Origin of the sequence: Pantoea sp. GM_Pan_3 (assembly GCF_026541045.1) — a bacterium.
Lineage (GTDB): Bacteria > Pseudomonadota > Gammaproteobacteria > Enterobacterales > Enterobacteriaceae > Pantoea > Pantoea anthophila.
The window spans coordinates 1,377,129-1,393,116 of sequence record NZ_JALNVA010000001.1 but is presented as its reverse complement, the minus strand read 5'-3'; the positions used below and the strand labels follow the sequence as shown (position 1 = coordinate 1,393,116).

Below are 15,988 nucleotides of genomic sequence, written 5' to 3'. Positions count from 1 at the left end.
ACCGCATTACTCCCGGCGGCCCATGCTTTTTCACAGGATAGTTATGTCGTTACCTTTGCCGCCCGATGATCACGATGAGCCGATTCGCCACTCCATGGACGATGCGCACTTTGCGATAGTGGTGCTTGCGGTGACCTCGGTAACGCTTATAATCTTCGTCCTGATGATTACGCTCTGGATGAGCTGACAGAGACCGCTGCGTCAGCGCAGGGAATAAGGAGAGGGCAATGGAATCCAGAGATGACAAATTGATCGCCATTATCGGTCTGCTGGCGGCCTGCCTGATCGGCGTTACCTTCCTGTTTACCATGGTCTGGCTGACCGATGTCCGGCATCCTGCCGATCCTTCACTCGACGTTCAGTCCTGCCATCCCAAAAAGCCACCCGCTCAGCACGTCTGATCGCGTGCCGTGAACCTGATCTGCTGGCTGCGCAGTATCAGCGCCAGGGCTTCATGCAGATTACGGTTGCCATTGGGGTCCGCTAATCCCAGCAGCGGGCCAGGCGAACGGCGGTCATCCGCCCACGCGGGATACTCCACTACGGGATAGAGCGAAATGCCCTCTACGGCAATCCCCTGATCCAGTGCCACCGCCACGTTCTCACTGACCTCCTGCAGCCAGGGGGCACGGGCCTCGCCCTCCGCGCCGGTTTCGGCAATCAGCATCGGGCGCTGGAAGCGCTGCCAGCACTGCGCCAGCAAAATGTGCAGCGGCACCCGCTCCGGTTCCTCCAGCGACATCGGCTGATCGGGGAAAAACCAGTGGTTATCGGGATAGTAGTTGAGGCCGAGAATATCCAGGCAATCTTCGCTGCCGCCCAGCTCTTTATCCACGCGACCGGCCAGCATATCCCAGGCTTCAAACTGCGCCTGATGCTGGGCATCGGCGTAGGGTTTGCTGTCCGGATTAGTGGGATGATGGGCGATCTGCACCAGCGGGTCGGTCAGCACAAACCGCGCCCCCGGATAGACCTCCCGGATGGCATGGATCGCCGCCAGAGACGCTCGCACCAGCTGGCGCTTCAGCTCTTTGCCGCGCCCTGCGGCATGCGGATTGAACCAGGCCACCTCCGCCCCGGCCCATGACCAGAATGAGATTTGGTTAACCGGCGTAAAGAAGGGATTTTCAATGCCTTCATCGCGCATCAGCTGCGCCATTGCGCGGGCGAAACGGCTAAAATGGTCAACAAATTCCGCTTTCCAGATATTAAGATGATCCGGATAGCCAAAGTGAGCCAGCTCCCAGATGATCTCTACCTGCTGACGCCGCGCCGCCTCAACCATCGGCAGAAAGCTCTGCCAGTCATAGTGACCCGGCACCTTCTCAATCAGGTGCCAGCGTGCACCGTCGCGGGCGGTCAGCAGATGCTGCTCAGCCAGGGCCGCATAATCCTTTTCCAGCAGCATGTCATGCCCGCTGCTGATGACCATATCGAGCCGTTTTCCGGGCGTGCGGCAGGCCGTGGAGCAGGGGAAGCTGCCCTGGAAAAAACTGCGAAACAGACGGGGATGGTGGCGCTGGCTGGCATCAAAAAGGGGGTGATGAGACATATTCCTCTCCTGCCGGAGCATTGCCGGTCACAGATCGTCCGGTTAAGTCTAGACTAAAAAACGCCCGCGACTTTTTGCTAAGTCGGAACAGAGGTATAGCCTCAGCGGTGGGACCGGGGAATAATAAAAATAACTGCCATATACAGGGAATTGTCATGACCGAAGCGTTTGAACTCGCCCACTCACCGGAGCCTGCCAGCTGGCTGGAAACAAAGCTGGCCCCTCAGTGTCAGCGCCACCCGGGGCTGAGCGGCATCCATCCCCTCAGCGACGGGCTGGATGCGTTCGCTGCACGCTATCTGCTGATGCAAAAGGCGGCGCGGTCACTCGATATTCAGTACTACATCTGGCAAAACGATCTCTCTGGCCGCCTGCTGTTCAGCGCCATGCTGGAGGCGGCGCGCCGCGGCGTCAAGGTACGACTGCTGCTGGATGATAACAATACGCCTGGCCTGGATGACACCCTTGCTCAGCTCAACCGCCACCCCAATATTGAGGTGCGGCTCTTCAATCCTTTCTCTTTTCGCACCCTGCGCGCACTGGGCTATCTCACTGACTTCGCCCGTCTGAACCGGCGGATGCACAACAAAAGCTTCACCGTGGATGGTGTCACCACCATTGTGGGCGGGCGCAACATTGGCGATGAATATTTTGGCACCGGTAATGAGCCGCTGTTTGCCGATCTCGACGTCATGGCGATTGGGCCGGTGGTCAGCGAGGTGGCCGGGGATTTTGAACGCTACTGGCACAGTAAGCCGGTCGCGCCGCTGCAGCAGGTGCTGGATGATGATGAACCGGACGAGGATAGCGTGAGCCTGCCCGCCGAATGGCGTCACAGTGAGCCGGTGCAGCGCTATCTTCAGCGGCTGGAAAACGCGTCGCTGCTGCAGGATATGGCGCAGGGCACGCTGGATCTGACCTGGGCAAAAGCGCGTCTGCTGAGTGATGACCCGCGCAAGGGGCTGGGTAAAGCGCGCGCGAAAAGCCTGCTGCCGCAGCGTATGCTGGAGGTGATTGGCACGCCACAAGAGCAGTTCGATATTATCTCAGCTTACTTTGTGCCGACCCGCGCGGGCGTCGCTCAGCTGCTGGCGCTGAAACGCAAAGGGGTGAAGATCGCCATTCTGACCAATTCGCTGGCAGCCAATGACGTGTCGATTGTTCATGCCGGTTACGCCCGGTGGCGCAAAAAGCTGCTGCGTCACGGCATTGCGCTTTATGAGCTGAAACCGCAGGCGGCCATGCAGGATGCGCCGCACGACCGGGGGTTAACCGGTAACTCGGGCTCCAGCCTGCACGCAAAAACGTTCTCAGTGGATCAAAAGACGTTGTTTATCGGCTCCTTTAACTTCGATCCGCGCTCAGCGGTGCTGAATACTGAAATGGGGCTGGTGATTGAGAGTGCGGCGCTGGCCGGAGAAACGCACCAGCGCTTCAGTCAGTCGATGCGTGATCGGGCCTGGACACTGCGGCTGGATAAGTGGGGGCGGGTGAACTGGCTGGAGTATCCGGACGAGCCGCAGCAGATTGTGCATAAGCACGAACCGGACTGCTCCTGGTGGCAACGACTGCAGGTGCGGCTGGTGTGGCGACTGCCGATTGAGTGGCTGCTGTAAGCCTGCGCCTGCGTGCGCACCTGCACAGGCACATGCGCAGGCTCATCCCGGAGGCGTTGCTTCATGGCGACCATTACTCCAGGGCGGGACTCTCACAGGCGACTGCCCGACGTAAAGCGATGGGAGGCTGTACCTGTAGCAAAGCATAGCGGGCCAGGGATGGCCCGCGCTGAGCCCGCCAGGGATGGCGGTTTTGCGTCTTTGCGTAAGGTACAGCCTCCCTGAGCCTGCTCACCAGGCACCCGACGATGAAAGCCGGTGCGCCCTGTCTCCCATGCTTCGTCAGACCTCTTTACGCTCAAACTTCCCCGAAAACAGGAACCGCAGCAGTGGAATGCGCAGGTGGATCTCATACAGCAGAAACGCGATGCCAAACACCATCAGTAAGCCGACAAAGAACCCCAGCGTGTTGTTTTCAATCCGTGGCGTGACATAAATGCCATACAGCAGCGTCAGCGGATGGTGCACCAGATAGATAAACAGCGACGCATTAACCAGATACATAATGCGCGGCGAATGCGCATTCAGCAGCTTATGACCAAAGCAGAAGCAGACATTCAGCATGCAGAGCCCCATCAGCGTGGTAATCAGCGCATCCAGCTCATACAGCCAGCCATCGCCACTGCTCAGACGCTGATTGGTGCAGTAGGCGATAAACAGCAGCAGCGCGCCAATCCACATCACCGGATTAAACCGCACAAACAGCGCTTTCAGCGGCGGATGTTTCCACGCCAGTGCGCCCAGCATAAAGAAGGGCAGGTAGAAGAGCGTCTGCATCACGATGATATTGAACAGACCATCCATCAGCCAGGCGGGCTGGAAGATAAACACCAGACGGCGGAACACACACCAGAGCAGGGCCCAGGCCAGTACACCCACCGTCAGCGTACCCCAGCCGACCCGCGTGTAGTCGATGGCGCGGTGCTGGTCGCGCAGCCAGCGAAACGTCACCATACCCAGCGTAGTCAGCATCACCAGCACCACCAGAAACCACAGGTGTGAAATCAGCTCCCACATCAGGTTATTGAACTTCTGATAGGGGGTGAAGCGGGGCCAGTCGGCCAGCTTATCTGTCCAGGCTTTCAGCATGAAAAATTGTGGCAGCGTAATCAGCGGCACCGCAGTGAGCATGGGGATCCCGACGCGTTCCAGACGCACCTTCAGGAAACGCCGCGGCTGATAGCGCAGATAGAGCATGTAGGAGAAGTAACCCGAGATAACAAAGAACACCTGCATGCGAAATGCATGAATAAAATCATTCAGCAGCGTCAGCCATAACGAGGCTTCCTGGCTGTTCACTGCCCATTTCTGCGCGGAGTAGATGAGGGAAACGTGAAACGGTACCCCCAGCAACATCAGGTAAGCGCGGATAGAGTCGAGGAAATATTCACGTTCAGGTTTTACAGTACTCATAAAGTTCCAGTTCGTTAGTACGGTTAGCCAGTTTCACCCTGAAACCGGATTATGTCCGGGTAAAATTCTACCTGCCATAAACCGGGTATACTATCAGTGGAATCCGTAGTGTCTAATTGTCCTAAAAGTAGCGTTAAGCCTGACGAAATGCGGGAACAATGTTGCGCATAAGCTGTCGGAAAACCGAATAATCCTTTAAGATAAACGGGTTTGATTTAAGCACACGAAAGGGGGGGATGTGCTGACTAAAGAAAAAAATAAAGCCGGACTGATGAAGGTACGCTGGATTGGTACTGCGGTTCTGCTGGCGTTATATGCCAATAACAGTTGGGCGTTTAACATTGATGATGTTGCCACACAAGCCAAAGCGTTGGCAGGGAAAAGCTTCGAAGCGCCTAAAAGCAATTTACCCTCTCAATTTCGTGAAATGAAATTTGCTGACTATCAGCAGATCCAGTTTAACCACGATAAAGCGTACTGGGGCAAACTGCGCACGCCGTTCAAGCTGGAGTTCTATCACCAGGGGATGTATTTCGATACCCCGGTGCAGATCAACGAAGTGACCGCCAGCGCGGTGCGTGAGATCAAATACAGCCCCGATTATTTCAATTTCGGTAACGTAAAACATGACGCTGACGCCGTTAAAAACCTCGGTTTTGCCGGTTTCAAAGTGCTTTACCCGCTTAATAACAAGGGTAAAAACGATGAGATCGCCAGCTTCCTGGGCGCCAGCTATTTCCGTGTAATCGGTGCCGGTCAGGTCTATGGCCTGTCGGCGCGTGGACTCGCCATCGATACGGCATTGCCGTCCGGTGAAGAGTTCCCGCGTTTCAAAGAGTTCTGGATTGAGCGTCCGAAACCTCAGGACAAACAGCTGGTGATCTATGCGCTGCTCGATTCGCCTCGTGCGACGGGTGCGTATCGCTTCGTGCTGCGTCCGGGTGAAGCCTCTACCGTGGATGTGCAGTCCAAAGTTTACCTGCGTGATAACGTCGGCAAACTGGGTATTGCTCCGCTGACCAGTATGTTCCTGTTTGGCCAGAACCAGCCATCGACAGTGAATAACTTCCGTCCGGCGCTGCATGACTCTGACGGCCTCTCTATCCACAATGGCAACGGAGAGTGGATCTGGCGTCCGCTGAACAACCCGCGTCATCTGGCGGTGAGCACTTACACTATCGAGAATCCGAAAGGCTTTGGTCTGCTGCAGCGCGGGCGTGACTTCAGCAACTATCAGGATCTGGATGACCGCTATGACCTGCGCCCAAGCGGCTGGGTGGAGCCATTAGGCGACTGGGGTAAAGGCCGGGTTGAACTGGTTGAAATCCCAACGGCCGATGAAACCAACGATAACATCGTTGCGTTCTGGACGCCGGAGACGCTGCCAGAGCCTGGCAAAGAGATGAACTTCAAATATCGCCTGCACTTCTCGCGCGACGAGAAGCAGCTGCACTCGGATGACATTGCCTGGGTCAAAAACACCCTGCGCTCAGCGGGTGACGTGAAGCAGTCGAACCTGGTGCGTCAGCCGGATGGCACCGTGGCTTTCACCATCGACTTCGTGGGTAAAGACATGAGTAAGATGGCGGAAAACAGTCAGGTGACCCCGCAGGTCAGCGTCGGTAAAAACGCTGAAGTGGTTGAGCAGAGCGTACGTTATAACCCGGTCACTAAAGGCTGGCGTCTGGTGTTGCGTCTGCGTGTGAAAGATGCCAAGCAGTCCACCGAAATGCGTGCGGCGCTGGTTAGCGGCGACAAGACATTGACGGAAACCTGGAGCTATCAGTTACCTGCCAATGAATAAATCGACTTTTACACCTCAACGTTATGTGGAATCTCTGCCGCTGGATGCGGCAGGGAAGTCTCGCCTGAGCGTCTCATTGCAGAATGCCAGTGCGTTCCACTTCATTCATGATGTGCTGGGCAGGGATGTCGCAGCCAGTGACCGTCCCGACGATGCGCCGTTAAAATCGGTCTCATCGCGGGTGGAAATGGCCTGGCCCGATGCACTGGCGGGCGGTCAGCAGCTAGGTAAAGATTACCTCGACCGCACCACGCTGAAGGCGATGCCCAAAGTCAAACGATCACTGATGTTCCCGGAAGCGTGGCGCACCAACCCGGTTGCCCGTGCCTGGGACTCTCTGCGTGGACGCAAATCTGTGCCGCGCTACGCCAGTGCGGAAGAGCAGCGAGCCGAAGAGAAGTGGCGTCATGTCGGTTCGATTCGTCGCTACATTCTGCTGATCCTGACGATTTTCCAGACCGTGGTCGCCACCTGGTACATGAAGAGCATTCTGCCCTATCAGGGCTGGACGCTGCTGGACCCGATGGAGATGATCAACCAGAACTGGCAGCAGTCAGTGATGCAGATTCTGCCGTATGTGCTGCAGACCGGCATCCTGTTCCTGTTTGCCATTCTGTTCTGCTGGGTGTCAGCCGGTTTCTGGACCGCACTGATGGGCTTCCTGCAGCTGCTGATTGGGCGCGATAAATACAGCATCTCCTACTCCACGGTCGGGGATGAGCCGCTGAATCCGGCGCATCGCACCGCGCTGATTATGCCGATCTGTAATGAAGACGTTGAGCGTGTTTACGCCGGTCTGCGTGCGACCTGGGAGTCTGTGGTTCGCACCGGTAACGCAGAGCACTTTGACGTCTACATCCTCAGTGACAGCTACGATGCGGATATCGCCGTTGCCGAACAGAAAGCCTGGATGGAACTGGTTCGTGACGTCGGCGGGGCAGGCAAGATCTTCTATCGCCGTCGCCGTCGTCGTGTGAAGCGCAAAAGCGGCAACATCGATGACTTTTGTCGCCGCTGGGGCAGCAACTACAGCTACATGGTGGTGCTGGATGCCGATAGCGTCATGAGTGGCGAGTGCCTGACCGGCCTGGTGCGTATGATGGAGGCTAACCCGAACGCCGGGATCATCCAGTCGTCGCCGAAAGCCTCAGGAATGGATACGCTCTATGCGCGCTGTCAGCAGTTTGCGACCCGCGTCTATGGTCCGCTGTTTACCGCCGGTCTGCACTTCTGGCAGCTGGGCGAGTCGCACTACTGGGGTCATAACGCCATTATCCGCGTGAAACCCTTTATCGAGCACTGTGCGCTGGCGCCATTACCGGGCGAGGGGTCGTTTGCGGGCTCGATTATGTCGCATGACTTCGTCGAGGCGGCACTGATGCGTCGTGCCGGCTGGGGCGTCTGGATCGCCTATGACCTGCCGGGCTCTTATGAAGAACTGCCGCCGAACCTGCTGGATGAGCTGAAGCGCGACCGCCGCTGGTGCCACGGTAACCTGATGAACTTCCGTCTGTTCCTGGTAAAAGGGATGCACCCGGTTCACCGCGCGGTGTTCCTGACCGGCGTGATGTCCTACCTGTCAGCTCCGCTGTGGTTCCTGTTCCTGGCGCTTTCCACGGCCCTGCAGGTCGTGCATACGCTTATGGAGCCGACCTACTTCCTGCAGCCGCGACAGCTCTTCCCGGTCTGGCCGCAGTGGCGTCCGGAGCTGGCGATAGCGCTGTTCTCGACCACGATGGTGCTTCTGTTCCTGCCGAAGCTGCTGAGCGTGGTGCTGATCTGGTTTAAGGGGGCGAAGCCTTACGGTGGCGCACTGCGCGTGCTGTTGTCACTGGTGCTGGAAACGCTGTTCTCGGTGCTGCTGGCCCCGGTGCGCATGCTGTTCCACACCGTGTTTGTGGTCAGCGCCTTCCTTGGATGGGAAGTCGTCTGGAACTCCCCGCAGCGTGATGACGATGCCACGCCATGGGGCGAGGCGTTCAAACGTCACGGTTCACAGATGGCACTGGGTCTGGTGTGGGCAATTGGTATGGGACTGCTGGATCTCAACTTCCTGTGGTGGCTGGCACCGATCGTCTTCTCCCTGATCCTGTCACCGTTTGTGTCGGTGATGTCGAGCCGTGCAACGCTGGGCCTGAAGAGCAAGCGCGCGAAGCTGTTCCTGATCCCGGAAGAGTCTTCACCGCCGCAGGAGCTGGTGGACACCGACCGCTATCTGCAGCTCAACCGCGAGCGTGTACTGGAGAACGGCTTTATGCACGCGCTGTTCCATCCGGCGTTTAACGCGCTGGCGACAGCCCTGGCGACTTCACGTCACCGGCAGAGTCAGTTACTCGACTACGCCCGCGACCGTCGTGTCGATCAGGCGCTGAGCGATGCACCGGAAAAACTCAGCCGCGACCAGCGTCTGCAGCTGATCAGCGATCCGGTGGTGCTGGCCCGCGTCCATACCCGACTGTGGGAAAATGCGGAGAAGTATCACCAGTGGGTAGAGAGTTATCAGAAACTGACGCTCAACCCTAACGCGCTGGCAAAAAACGCGTAATCTGAAAAAGCGGCAGCGATGCCGCTTTTTTTATGGGATGAAAACAGGGCGGGGATGATAATTTACTCGCAGGCCGTCACCGCATGCCGCGCGTGACACTCTCTGGGGCAGGTAAAGGCGGGTTTCGTGGTGAAACGAGTTTTAAAGGCAGGTGTTATCGCTCTCGCGGTGCTCTGCTTAAGCGGATGCGGCAGTATTATCAGCCGAACCGTGCCCGGACAGGGACACGGTAATCAGTACTATCCGGGCGTACAGTGGGATGTACGCGACAGCGGATGGCGGGTGCTGACCATCCTTGATCTGCCCCTGTCGCTGGTGCTGGACACCCTGCTGTTGCCAGTGGATGCCAGCCATGGTCCTTACGAATAACCGCGATCGGAGTCGCTGTTATCATCTTCCCACTCCTGAGCCGCGGCTTCACCCTCTTCGGTGTCCAGCGGCGGCTCCAGCTGGAACTCGCCGTCGTCCCACTCGTGCAGGGTGTTTTCCGCTAACCACTCCTGACGCAGTTCCACTTCGTCAAAATCAGCGTCAAAAATAGCCTGAGCAGCTTCACCGGTGCGGTAAGGAAGGCATTCGCCTGCGTCACCTTCGTCGACCAGGAACTCAGCCTGCCACATGATATCGCCATCCTGCATCACATACTTTTGCAGGCCGAACTGGCTGACCGACGCCTCTTCTTCATCCACTTCAGGGTTATTTGCGAGAAACTCCTCACGTGCAGCATCAATCGCTTCCTCTAAGGTACTGTACATGCTCATCGATCTTCTCCTTACCGGGTTCACTTGATTTCAGTGAAGAATAGACGAAATTTGCCGGAGGGAAAGGGCGGGGGCGTGTAACTGGCGGGAAATAAACCACTTCCCGCCAGCAGCGGGATTAACGCATTTTTTGCGGGAAGTGCAGAACCGGCTGTACCGACTCATGAATAACCGGTGCCGCGTAGCGAATACAGCATTTGATGCAGGGTTTAACTTTCTTAAAATTGATTCTGGCGATGGATAAGGCCTGGCTGAGATTATACAGGGTGCCGATAAAAATCATCTGCTCCTTGCCGGGCATCCGCCTGCATCCCTGACGATGAAGAAAATGGTAGTTCTCCTGATCGGTCGTAATGGTGACGTAATAGTAGAGACCTTTACTCATATTAGGGATCCCCTGAGGTTCGCTGTGTGTGAAATCGTTTTTTTATAATTGAGCTGAAGTCGTTAAAAGCCTGAATGTCACTGCTGAAATTACCGTTAAGTCGGAACAGGTTCAAATGCAATAACGGCATATCGGGCTGTTAAATTTTTGTAAAAATGAATATGTCGGCGGCTTGAATGACAATCCCTTGTTAATTAAGTTAATTTTAGTGGATTGATAAGCGACCAGAAAGCATTAAGCCTGGCTAAATAGGAATAGGCCTGGTGATAAAAATAATTAGCGCCAGCGGAAATTAAAGCAGGATAATTAAAATCTGATGAATGTCTGCCAGAATATGCAGCAGGCGGCTCTTTGTGGTTTTAATAAATAAGCCCGGCTGATTGAATGCGGTGGAAATCAGCGTCTCCTGCGAGCGTATCTGATAATAGCTGGATCGTTAAACCGGGAAGCCGCAATATCGGGCAGCCGCGCGATTGATTTATCGGGACAGAGCATTGCAGCAGAAGAGGCGCTAAACGGCCGTGAGACCGTTTAGCGTGGCAGATTAATAGCGGGAGGGTTCGCCTTGCGGACGGGTTTTAAAGCGGCGATGCAGCCACATATATTGCTCAGGTGCCAGCAGCACACCCTCTTCAACCACTTTGTTCATCCTGGCCGCGGTGACTTCATCGTTTTCCAGCGTAAATTCGCTGCGGATGTCGGGCAGGATCATCAGTTCATAGCCCCGGCCACCAGGCAGACGACGCGGCACAAACGGGATGACAGCGGGGTTGCCGGCGCGGATCAGCAGATGGGTCCCCACCGTCGTTGCCGCCTTTTCCACGCCAAAGAAGGGAACAAAGACGCTGCTGCGCGGGCCATAGTCGTGATCGGGGGCATACCAGATAATGTCCCCCTGCTTCAGGGCGCGGATCATTCCTTTGAGATCCTTACGGTCGAGCATGCTTTTGTTTGACCGCATGCGACCTTTGACCTGCAGCCAGTCAATCAGCTTGTTGTCATTGGGGCGATAGACGCCAATGCCAGGATTGTGGATGCCAAACATGCGCGCGCCGATCTCCAGCGTCAGAAAGTGCATGCCGATGAGCAGCACACCGCGCTGGTTGTCGCGCGCGGCCTGAATATGCTCCAGACCGGAGGGCTTGTGCCACTTGTTAATACGCCAGTCGGGCCAGAACCACGCCATGCCGGTTTCAATCAGGCCCATGCCGACGGATTCGAAATTATGTTTCACCATCGCCTCGCGCTCATTGACCGGCATCTCCGGAAAACTTAATTCCAGATTACGCCGGGCGATGCTGACGCGACGATTCATAAAGCGCATGGCGATACGGCCAATATTGCAGCCGAGCACATAGAGCAGAGGATAAGGAAGGAGCACCAAAAGATAAAGAAAAGCGATACCCAGCCAGGTCAGCCAATAGCGCGGGTGAAGCAGTTCTCGTGAAAACTGAGGCAACTGAGTCATGTGAAGGTTAATTTTCCTGCGTCATGCACCCTGCGGTGCTGATATCTCATTGATTTACACTATTGTGCCAGTTTTTAACGTTCGCTTAAATATCGCTGATGGAACCGCGCCTCAATGAGCGGGGAGAAAGCCGCCGCGAGTGCCGGAAAAAACAGCAACTGACTATCGGTCCTGACGCAACGCTTTGCATACACCTGAAATCAGGTATCATGTGCCCGCTAATTTTCTCCTATTGATAACAGGAAAGAACACCATGCCAGTGTTACATAACCTCGTTTCCAATAAAGAGCTGAAGGCGCGCATGCTGGCTGAAACTGAGCCGCGCACCACTGTCTCTTTTTATAAGTATTTTCAGATTGCCGATCCTAAAGCCTTCCGTGATGCGCTCTATGTTGGCCTGACCGCCCTCAAGGTGTTTGGTCGCGTCTATGTTGCCCATGAAGGCATCAACGCGCAGATCAGCGTGCCTGCCAGCCAGTATGAAAAGATGAAGGCCTGGCTGTATGCGTTCGATCCGGCGCTGAACAACCTGCGTATGAACGTCGCACTGGATGATGATGGAAAGTCGTTCTGGGTACTGCGCCTGAAAGTGCGCGATCGCATCGTGGCGGACGGTATTGAGGACAGCAGCTTCGACGCAAGCAATGTTGGTCACTACCTGAAAGCGGCGGAAGTCAACGCCATGCTGGACGATCCGGACGCGCTGTTTGTCGATATGCGAAACCACTACGAATATGAAGTGGGCCATTTTGACAACGCGCTGGAAGTGCCGGCAGACACCTTCCGTGACCAGCTGCCAATGGCCGTGGATATGCTCAGGGAGCAGAAAGATAAAAAGATCGTCATGTACTGCACCGGCGGCATCCGCTGCGAAAAGGCCAGTGCCTGGATGCGGCATAACGGTTTTGAAGATGTCTACCATATCGAGGGTGGCATCATCGAGTACGCCCGCCGCGCCCGTGAACAGGGCTTGCCGGTCAGATTCAAAGGCAAAAACTTTGTCTTTGATGAGCGGATGGGTGAGCGGATTTCTGACGATGTGCTGGCAAACTGCCATCAGTGCGGTGAGCCCTGCGATACCCACGTCAACTGCGTGAATGACGGCTGTCATCTGCTGTTTATTCAGTGCAAGAGCTGCGCAGAGAAGTTTGAGAACTGCTGCAGTCCGATCTGTCAGGAAGAGGCGAAGCTCTCTCCGGAAGAGCAGCGCGCCCGTCGTGCCGGACGAGAGAATGGCAATAAAATCTTTAACAAGTCGCGTGGCCTGTTAAACATGACCATTCCCGCGCCGAAGAAGTCATAAAGCGGTAAACGTGGCCGCCTGAACGCTGATTCAGGCGGCCCGCGGCTTTACTGACGCACACCTTCCACCGAGATCATCAGCTGAACCTTCTGCGAGGCTGGCCCCAGATCTTTCGTTATATTGAAATCTTTCAGCGCAATTTCACCTTCCGCTTCAAAGCCAGCACGATAACCGCCCCACGGATCTTTGCCTTCACCCAGCTTCTTTGCCTCCAGCGTCACCGGCTTCGTGACGCCGTTCAGCGTCAGATCGCCGGTAATCTCTAATTCATCGCCCTCTTTCTTCACCGACGTGGATTTAAAAGTCGCCTGCGGATTTTTACTGCTGTTCAGGAAATCCGCGCTGCGCAGATGTTTGTCACGTTCAGCATGGTTGGTATCCACGCTGCTGGTATTAATCGTCACCTCGACTTTATCGGCGGCAGGGTTCTTCTCATCAAAGGTGAAGCGGCCATCGAAATCCTTAAAGGTACCGTAGAGCCAGCTGTAACCCAGATGCTGGATGCGAAACTGAATAAAGGCGTGCTGCCCCTCTTTATCAATTTTGTAGTCAGCGGCACTGGCACTCAGGGAACCGAGCAGCAGGCTGGCCGCGGTCATCGTCAGCAGACTTTTCTTCAACATATTATCTGTCCTTTTCAGAGGGTAAGGGGAGGCGTAAACCTGACATTCGTTTTAAGGTGTTATCGCGATCGATAACATGGTGTTTTATCGCAGCCAGACCGTGCAGGATCGACAGGATCACCACACTCCAGGCCAGCCAGAGGTGAATATCGCCTGCGAGGTCGGCCTGCTCGCCTGCACCGCTGAACAGGGCAGGCAGCGTAAACCAGCTGAACACGGCGATGGGTTTACCGTCGGCGGTGGAGATGAGATAGCCGCTGATCAGAATGGCCAGCAGCAGGGTATAAAGTAACAGGTGTGCCACGACAGAACTGATGCGCACCAGAGGGGAATGGCTGCTCAGGGGCCTGGGCGGCGGCGAAATAACGCGCCACACCAGGCGGATAATCAGCGTCAGTAACAGCAGCACGCCAATACTTTTATGAATTTCCGGGGCGTCGTGATACCAGCTGTCGTAATAGCCCAGACCGACCATCCATAATCCCAGCGCAAACATGCCATAAATGGCCAGTGCCATCGACCAGTGCAGCAGCACAGCAACCCGGCCAAACTGATGCGGTGTATTACGTAATAACATAATCTGAGCGTCACGTAGAAATAATATGAAATAAGCATCCACATTATGAAATATAAAAGCAATCGCCCTTACGCTTCTATAAACTTAAAAAAATCATCGGAAAAGGTTGAATAAAAAGGCAGGGAAATGGGCAATATTACTGAATAATAATTTTGATGAGGGGAAAACGGTCAACCTCATTCCGTGCAAATGAACAATCGGGGCGAAATAAGGGCGAATTTTTGTCAGGGAAATTCAACTTGCGTCAATTTTTGTCAGCAGGATGGCACCCTGTGATGCCATCCGTTTGCAGAGTCAGAAACGCGAAAGGCGGAACGGAGAGAGATCAAAGGAAAAAGGTTTCTGCTGCGCAAATTCCGCGGCCAGTTCGCCCAGCACGCTGGCAAATTTAAAGCCGTGTCCGCTGAGTCCGGTTATCAGCAGGCGATTGGGTTCGCCCGGCAGCGTATCAATAATAAAATCTTCATCCGGGCTGAAGTCGTAGCTGCACGCTTCACCATGCAGACAGACACCGACGCCCGGTAAGAACTGGCGCAGGAAGCCAAAAGCTTCACTGCCATCTGCCGCCACGGCACCGAAGGGTTTACGATCTTCAGGCTGCTGCATCGGCTGTCCGCCATCGTGACGACCCACTTTCAGTGCGTTATTGTCGGCCGGGAAGCCATAGAACTGGCTGCCGTCACGCATCTCGACGGTAAAGCCGGGGAACCTGTTGTTCTCGCTGTAGCGACCATCAGCCTGATACCAGGCAAACACCTTACGGGTAGGGGCAACCGGCAGATTCGGGATGAGTTTTCCGACCCAGGTACCGGCGCTGACCACCATTTTACGGCCGCGATAGACACCATCCAGCGTTGTAACCTGCTGAAGATCGCCATCCCGTCCCAGTTCTGAGACCGGGCAGTTGAACAACTGGGCACAGCCTGCCTGTTCCGCCAGCTGAACCCAGCTGCGCACCGCCTGTTCACATTTCAGGAAGCCCGACTGCGGCTCAAATACGCCCAGATAGCCCTCCGGTACGTTAATCTGTGGCCAGCGCTGATGCACTTCCCCGGGCTGCATCACCTCAATGTTAAGCTGCCAGCGGCTTGCGCTGTCGATAACGTTGCGGATAAAAGGGGAGTCGTGAGGGGCGAGGTTAAGCACGCCGCTGCGATGCATAATGCGCTCACCGGCTCGCTGTTCCAGTTCATCCCACAGCGTCTGCGCCCGCAGTACCAGCGGGACATAACGTTCACCTTCGCCGTAAGCGTGACGAATCAGACGGCTTTCGCCATGATGCGTGCCCTGATTGTGAGGAGGGTGGGCGCTGTCGATCATTAATACCGAGAGGCCTGCCTGGGTGGCATAGTAGCCAGCCGCCGCACCTACTGAGCCGCTGCCAACGACGATAAGATCATAAATCATGGTAACTACGCTCTAAGAGTCAGATAATCAACAGCATACCGAAACAGAAACGAAAAAGGCACCCCTGAGGGTGCCCCTTTGATGTGGCAGAAACTAATGCTTACTGAGGAGTCGTTCCATCTGCTCGGCGGATTCAATCTTGGCGATGCCTGCTTCGAGGATCGAGATGAACTGCCTTGCCACATCCGTTGTCAGCCAGTAGGTGGGGCCAACATCCGCTTCTTCTTCTTTTTGATCCTGCGACGACAGCGAGTGCAGGCGGATCATCATGGCGTCATAGCTATCAACGGTACTGATATCCCAGCCCACCAGCGGGTGAGTCTGAATAACGTCTTTTCTTCTGTCCATTATAACCTCCTTATTACTCGTTAAACGAAGTGCATGATGAGGTTCAATGCGGCTTTTTTATTCCGATAGCGAAACAATTATAACAGTAAACCCGGGTGTCACTGTTTAAAAAATGCCGTGAGTCAGCTTCTCACAGAATATTCGCTTTTAACAGGCAGGAGTCAAAAAATAAAATGCCTGGCAGGC

Annotated in this window: 16 protein-coding genes; 7 read left to right on the top strand and 9 right to left on the bottom strand. The window is 55.4% G+C overall.

Going from position 1 to position 15,988, the window contains the following annotated elements; genetic code table 11:
• Positions 1–43 precede the first annotated feature (43 nt).
• The gene (locus OXR04_RS06610; protein WP_009090920.1) at positions 44–187 is read left to right on the top strand and encodes a hypothetical protein; all 144 of its coding nucleotides are present in this window, start codon (positions 44–46) and stop codon (positions 185–187) included.
• Positions 188–227: 40 nt separating this feature from the next.
• Entirely contained in the window at positions 228–401 is a 174-nt protein-coding gene (locus OXR04_RS06605; RefSeq protein ID WP_009090919.1) for a hypothetical protein, read from the top strand.
• Here OXR04_RS06605 and OXR04_RS06600 read toward each other — a convergent pair.
• Positions 389–1,552, bottom strand: coding sequence for a hypothetical protein (locus tag OXR04_RS06600; protein WP_046101584.1), 1,164 nt, complete (start codon positions 1,550–1,552; stop codon positions 389–391). The two genes, OXR04_RS06605 and OXR04_RS06600, sit on opposite strands and share 13 nt — an antisense overlap.
• 155 nt (positions 1,553–1,707) lie before the next feature.
• Here OXR04_RS06600 and OXR04_RS06595 point away from each other — a divergent pair, with 155 nt between their 5' ends.
• On the top strand, positions 1,708–3,168 hold the full coding sequence (locus OXR04_RS06595) for a phospholipase D family protein (protein ID WP_267369513.1): 1,461 nt from the start codon (positions 1,708–1,710) through the stop codon (positions 3,166–3,168).
• Between the two features lie 282 nt (positions 3,169–3,450).
• Here OXR04_RS06595 and mdoC read toward each other — a convergent pair whose 3' ends face one another.
• Entirely contained in the window at positions 3,451–4,581 is a 1,131-nt protein-coding gene (gene mdoC, locus OXR04_RS06590) for a glucans biosynthesis protein MdoC (RefSeq protein WP_111208047.1), read from the bottom strand.
• 268 nt (positions 4,582–4,849) lie between these two features.
• On the opposite strand from mdoC, the gene OXR04_RS06585 reads away from it, so the two are divergent.
• The 3 genes from OXR04_RS06585 (at position 4,850) to OXR04_RS06575 (ending at position 9,299) form a co-directional block, all read left to right on the top strand.
• Complete coding sequence (locus OXR04_RS06585; RefSeq protein WP_181161904.1) at positions 4,850–6,385, top strand: glucan biosynthesis protein G; 1,536 nt, start codon at positions 4,850–4,852, stop codon at positions 6,383–6,385.
• Entirely contained in the window at positions 6,378–8,930 is a 2,553-nt protein-coding gene (gene mdoH / locus OXR04_RS06580) for a glucans biosynthesis glucosyltransferase MdoH (protein WP_009090914.1), read from the top strand. Before OXR04_RS06585 ends, mdoH begins: the two co-directional genes overlap by 8 nt.
• Before the next feature lie 129 nt (positions 8,931–9,059).
• Positions 9,060–9,299, top strand: coding sequence for a YceK/YidQ family lipoprotein (locus tag OXR04_RS06575; protein ID WP_033736571.1), 240 nt, complete (start codon positions 9,060–9,062; stop codon positions 9,297–9,299).
• On the opposite strand, the gene OXR04_RS06570 is transcribed toward OXR04_RS06575, so the two are convergent.
• The 3 genes from OXR04_RS06570 to OXR04_RS06560 form a co-directional block, all read right to left on the bottom strand.
• Positions 9,290–9,691, bottom strand: coding sequence for a MysB family protein (locus OXR04_RS06570; RefSeq protein ID WP_009090912.1), 402 nt, complete (start codon positions 9,689–9,691; stop codon positions 9,290–9,292). The genes OXR04_RS06575 and OXR04_RS06570 overlap by 10 nt on opposite strands.
• A 118-nt stretch (positions 9,692–9,809) precedes the next feature.
• Positions 9,810–10,076, bottom strand: coding sequence for a hypothetical protein (locus OXR04_RS06565; protein ID WP_009090911.1), 267 nt, complete (start codon positions 10,074–10,076; stop codon positions 9,810–9,812).
• Between the two features lie 544 nt (positions 10,077–10,620).
• Entirely contained in the window at positions 10,621–11,544 is a 924-nt protein-coding gene (locus OXR04_RS06560) for a Kdo(2)-lipid IV(A) acyltransferase (RefSeq protein ID WP_009090910.1), read from the bottom strand.
• Positions 11,545–11,797: 253 nt separating this feature from the next.
• On the opposite strand from OXR04_RS06560, the gene OXR04_RS06555 reads away from it, so the two are divergent.
• On the top strand, positions 11,798–12,847 hold the full coding sequence (locus OXR04_RS06555) for a rhodanese-related sulfurtransferase (protein WP_267369512.1): 1,050 nt from the start codon (positions 11,798–11,800) through the stop codon (positions 12,845–12,847).
• 47 nt (positions 12,848–12,894) lie between these two features.
• Here the strand turns inward: OXR04_RS06555 and OXR04_RS06550 are convergent, their stop codons facing one another.
• From OXR04_RS06550 to bssS, 4 genes are all read right to left on the bottom strand, one after another.
• Positions 12,895–13,467, bottom strand: coding sequence for a YceI family protein (locus tag OXR04_RS06550; protein WP_009090908.1), 573 nt, complete (start codon positions 13,465–13,467; stop codon positions 12,895–12,897).
• A 4-nt stretch (positions 13,468–13,471) separates the two neighbouring features.
• Positions 13,472–14,047 carry a cytochrome b gene (locus tag OXR04_RS06545; RefSeq protein WP_033736338.1) on the bottom strand — a complete coding sequence of 192 codons (576 nt, stop codon included), beginning with the start codon at positions 14,045–14,047 and terminating at the stop codon, positions 13,472–13,474.
• A 294-nt stretch (positions 14,048–14,341) separates the two neighbouring features.
• On the bottom strand, positions 14,342–15,454 hold the full coding sequence (solA, locus tag OXR04_RS06540) for an N-methyl-L-tryptophan oxidase (RefSeq protein ID WP_267369511.1): 1,113 nt from the start codon (positions 15,452–15,454) through the stop codon (positions 14,342–14,344).
• A 93-nt stretch (positions 15,455–15,547) separates the two neighbouring features.
• Positions 15,548–15,802 (bottom strand): biofilm formation regulator BssS, encoded by a 255-nt coding sequence (gene bssS, locus OXR04_RS06535; RefSeq protein ID WP_009090905.1) that lies wholly within the window; start codon positions 15,800–15,802, stop codon positions 15,548–15,550.
• Positions 15,803–15,988: the final 186 nt, after the last annotated feature.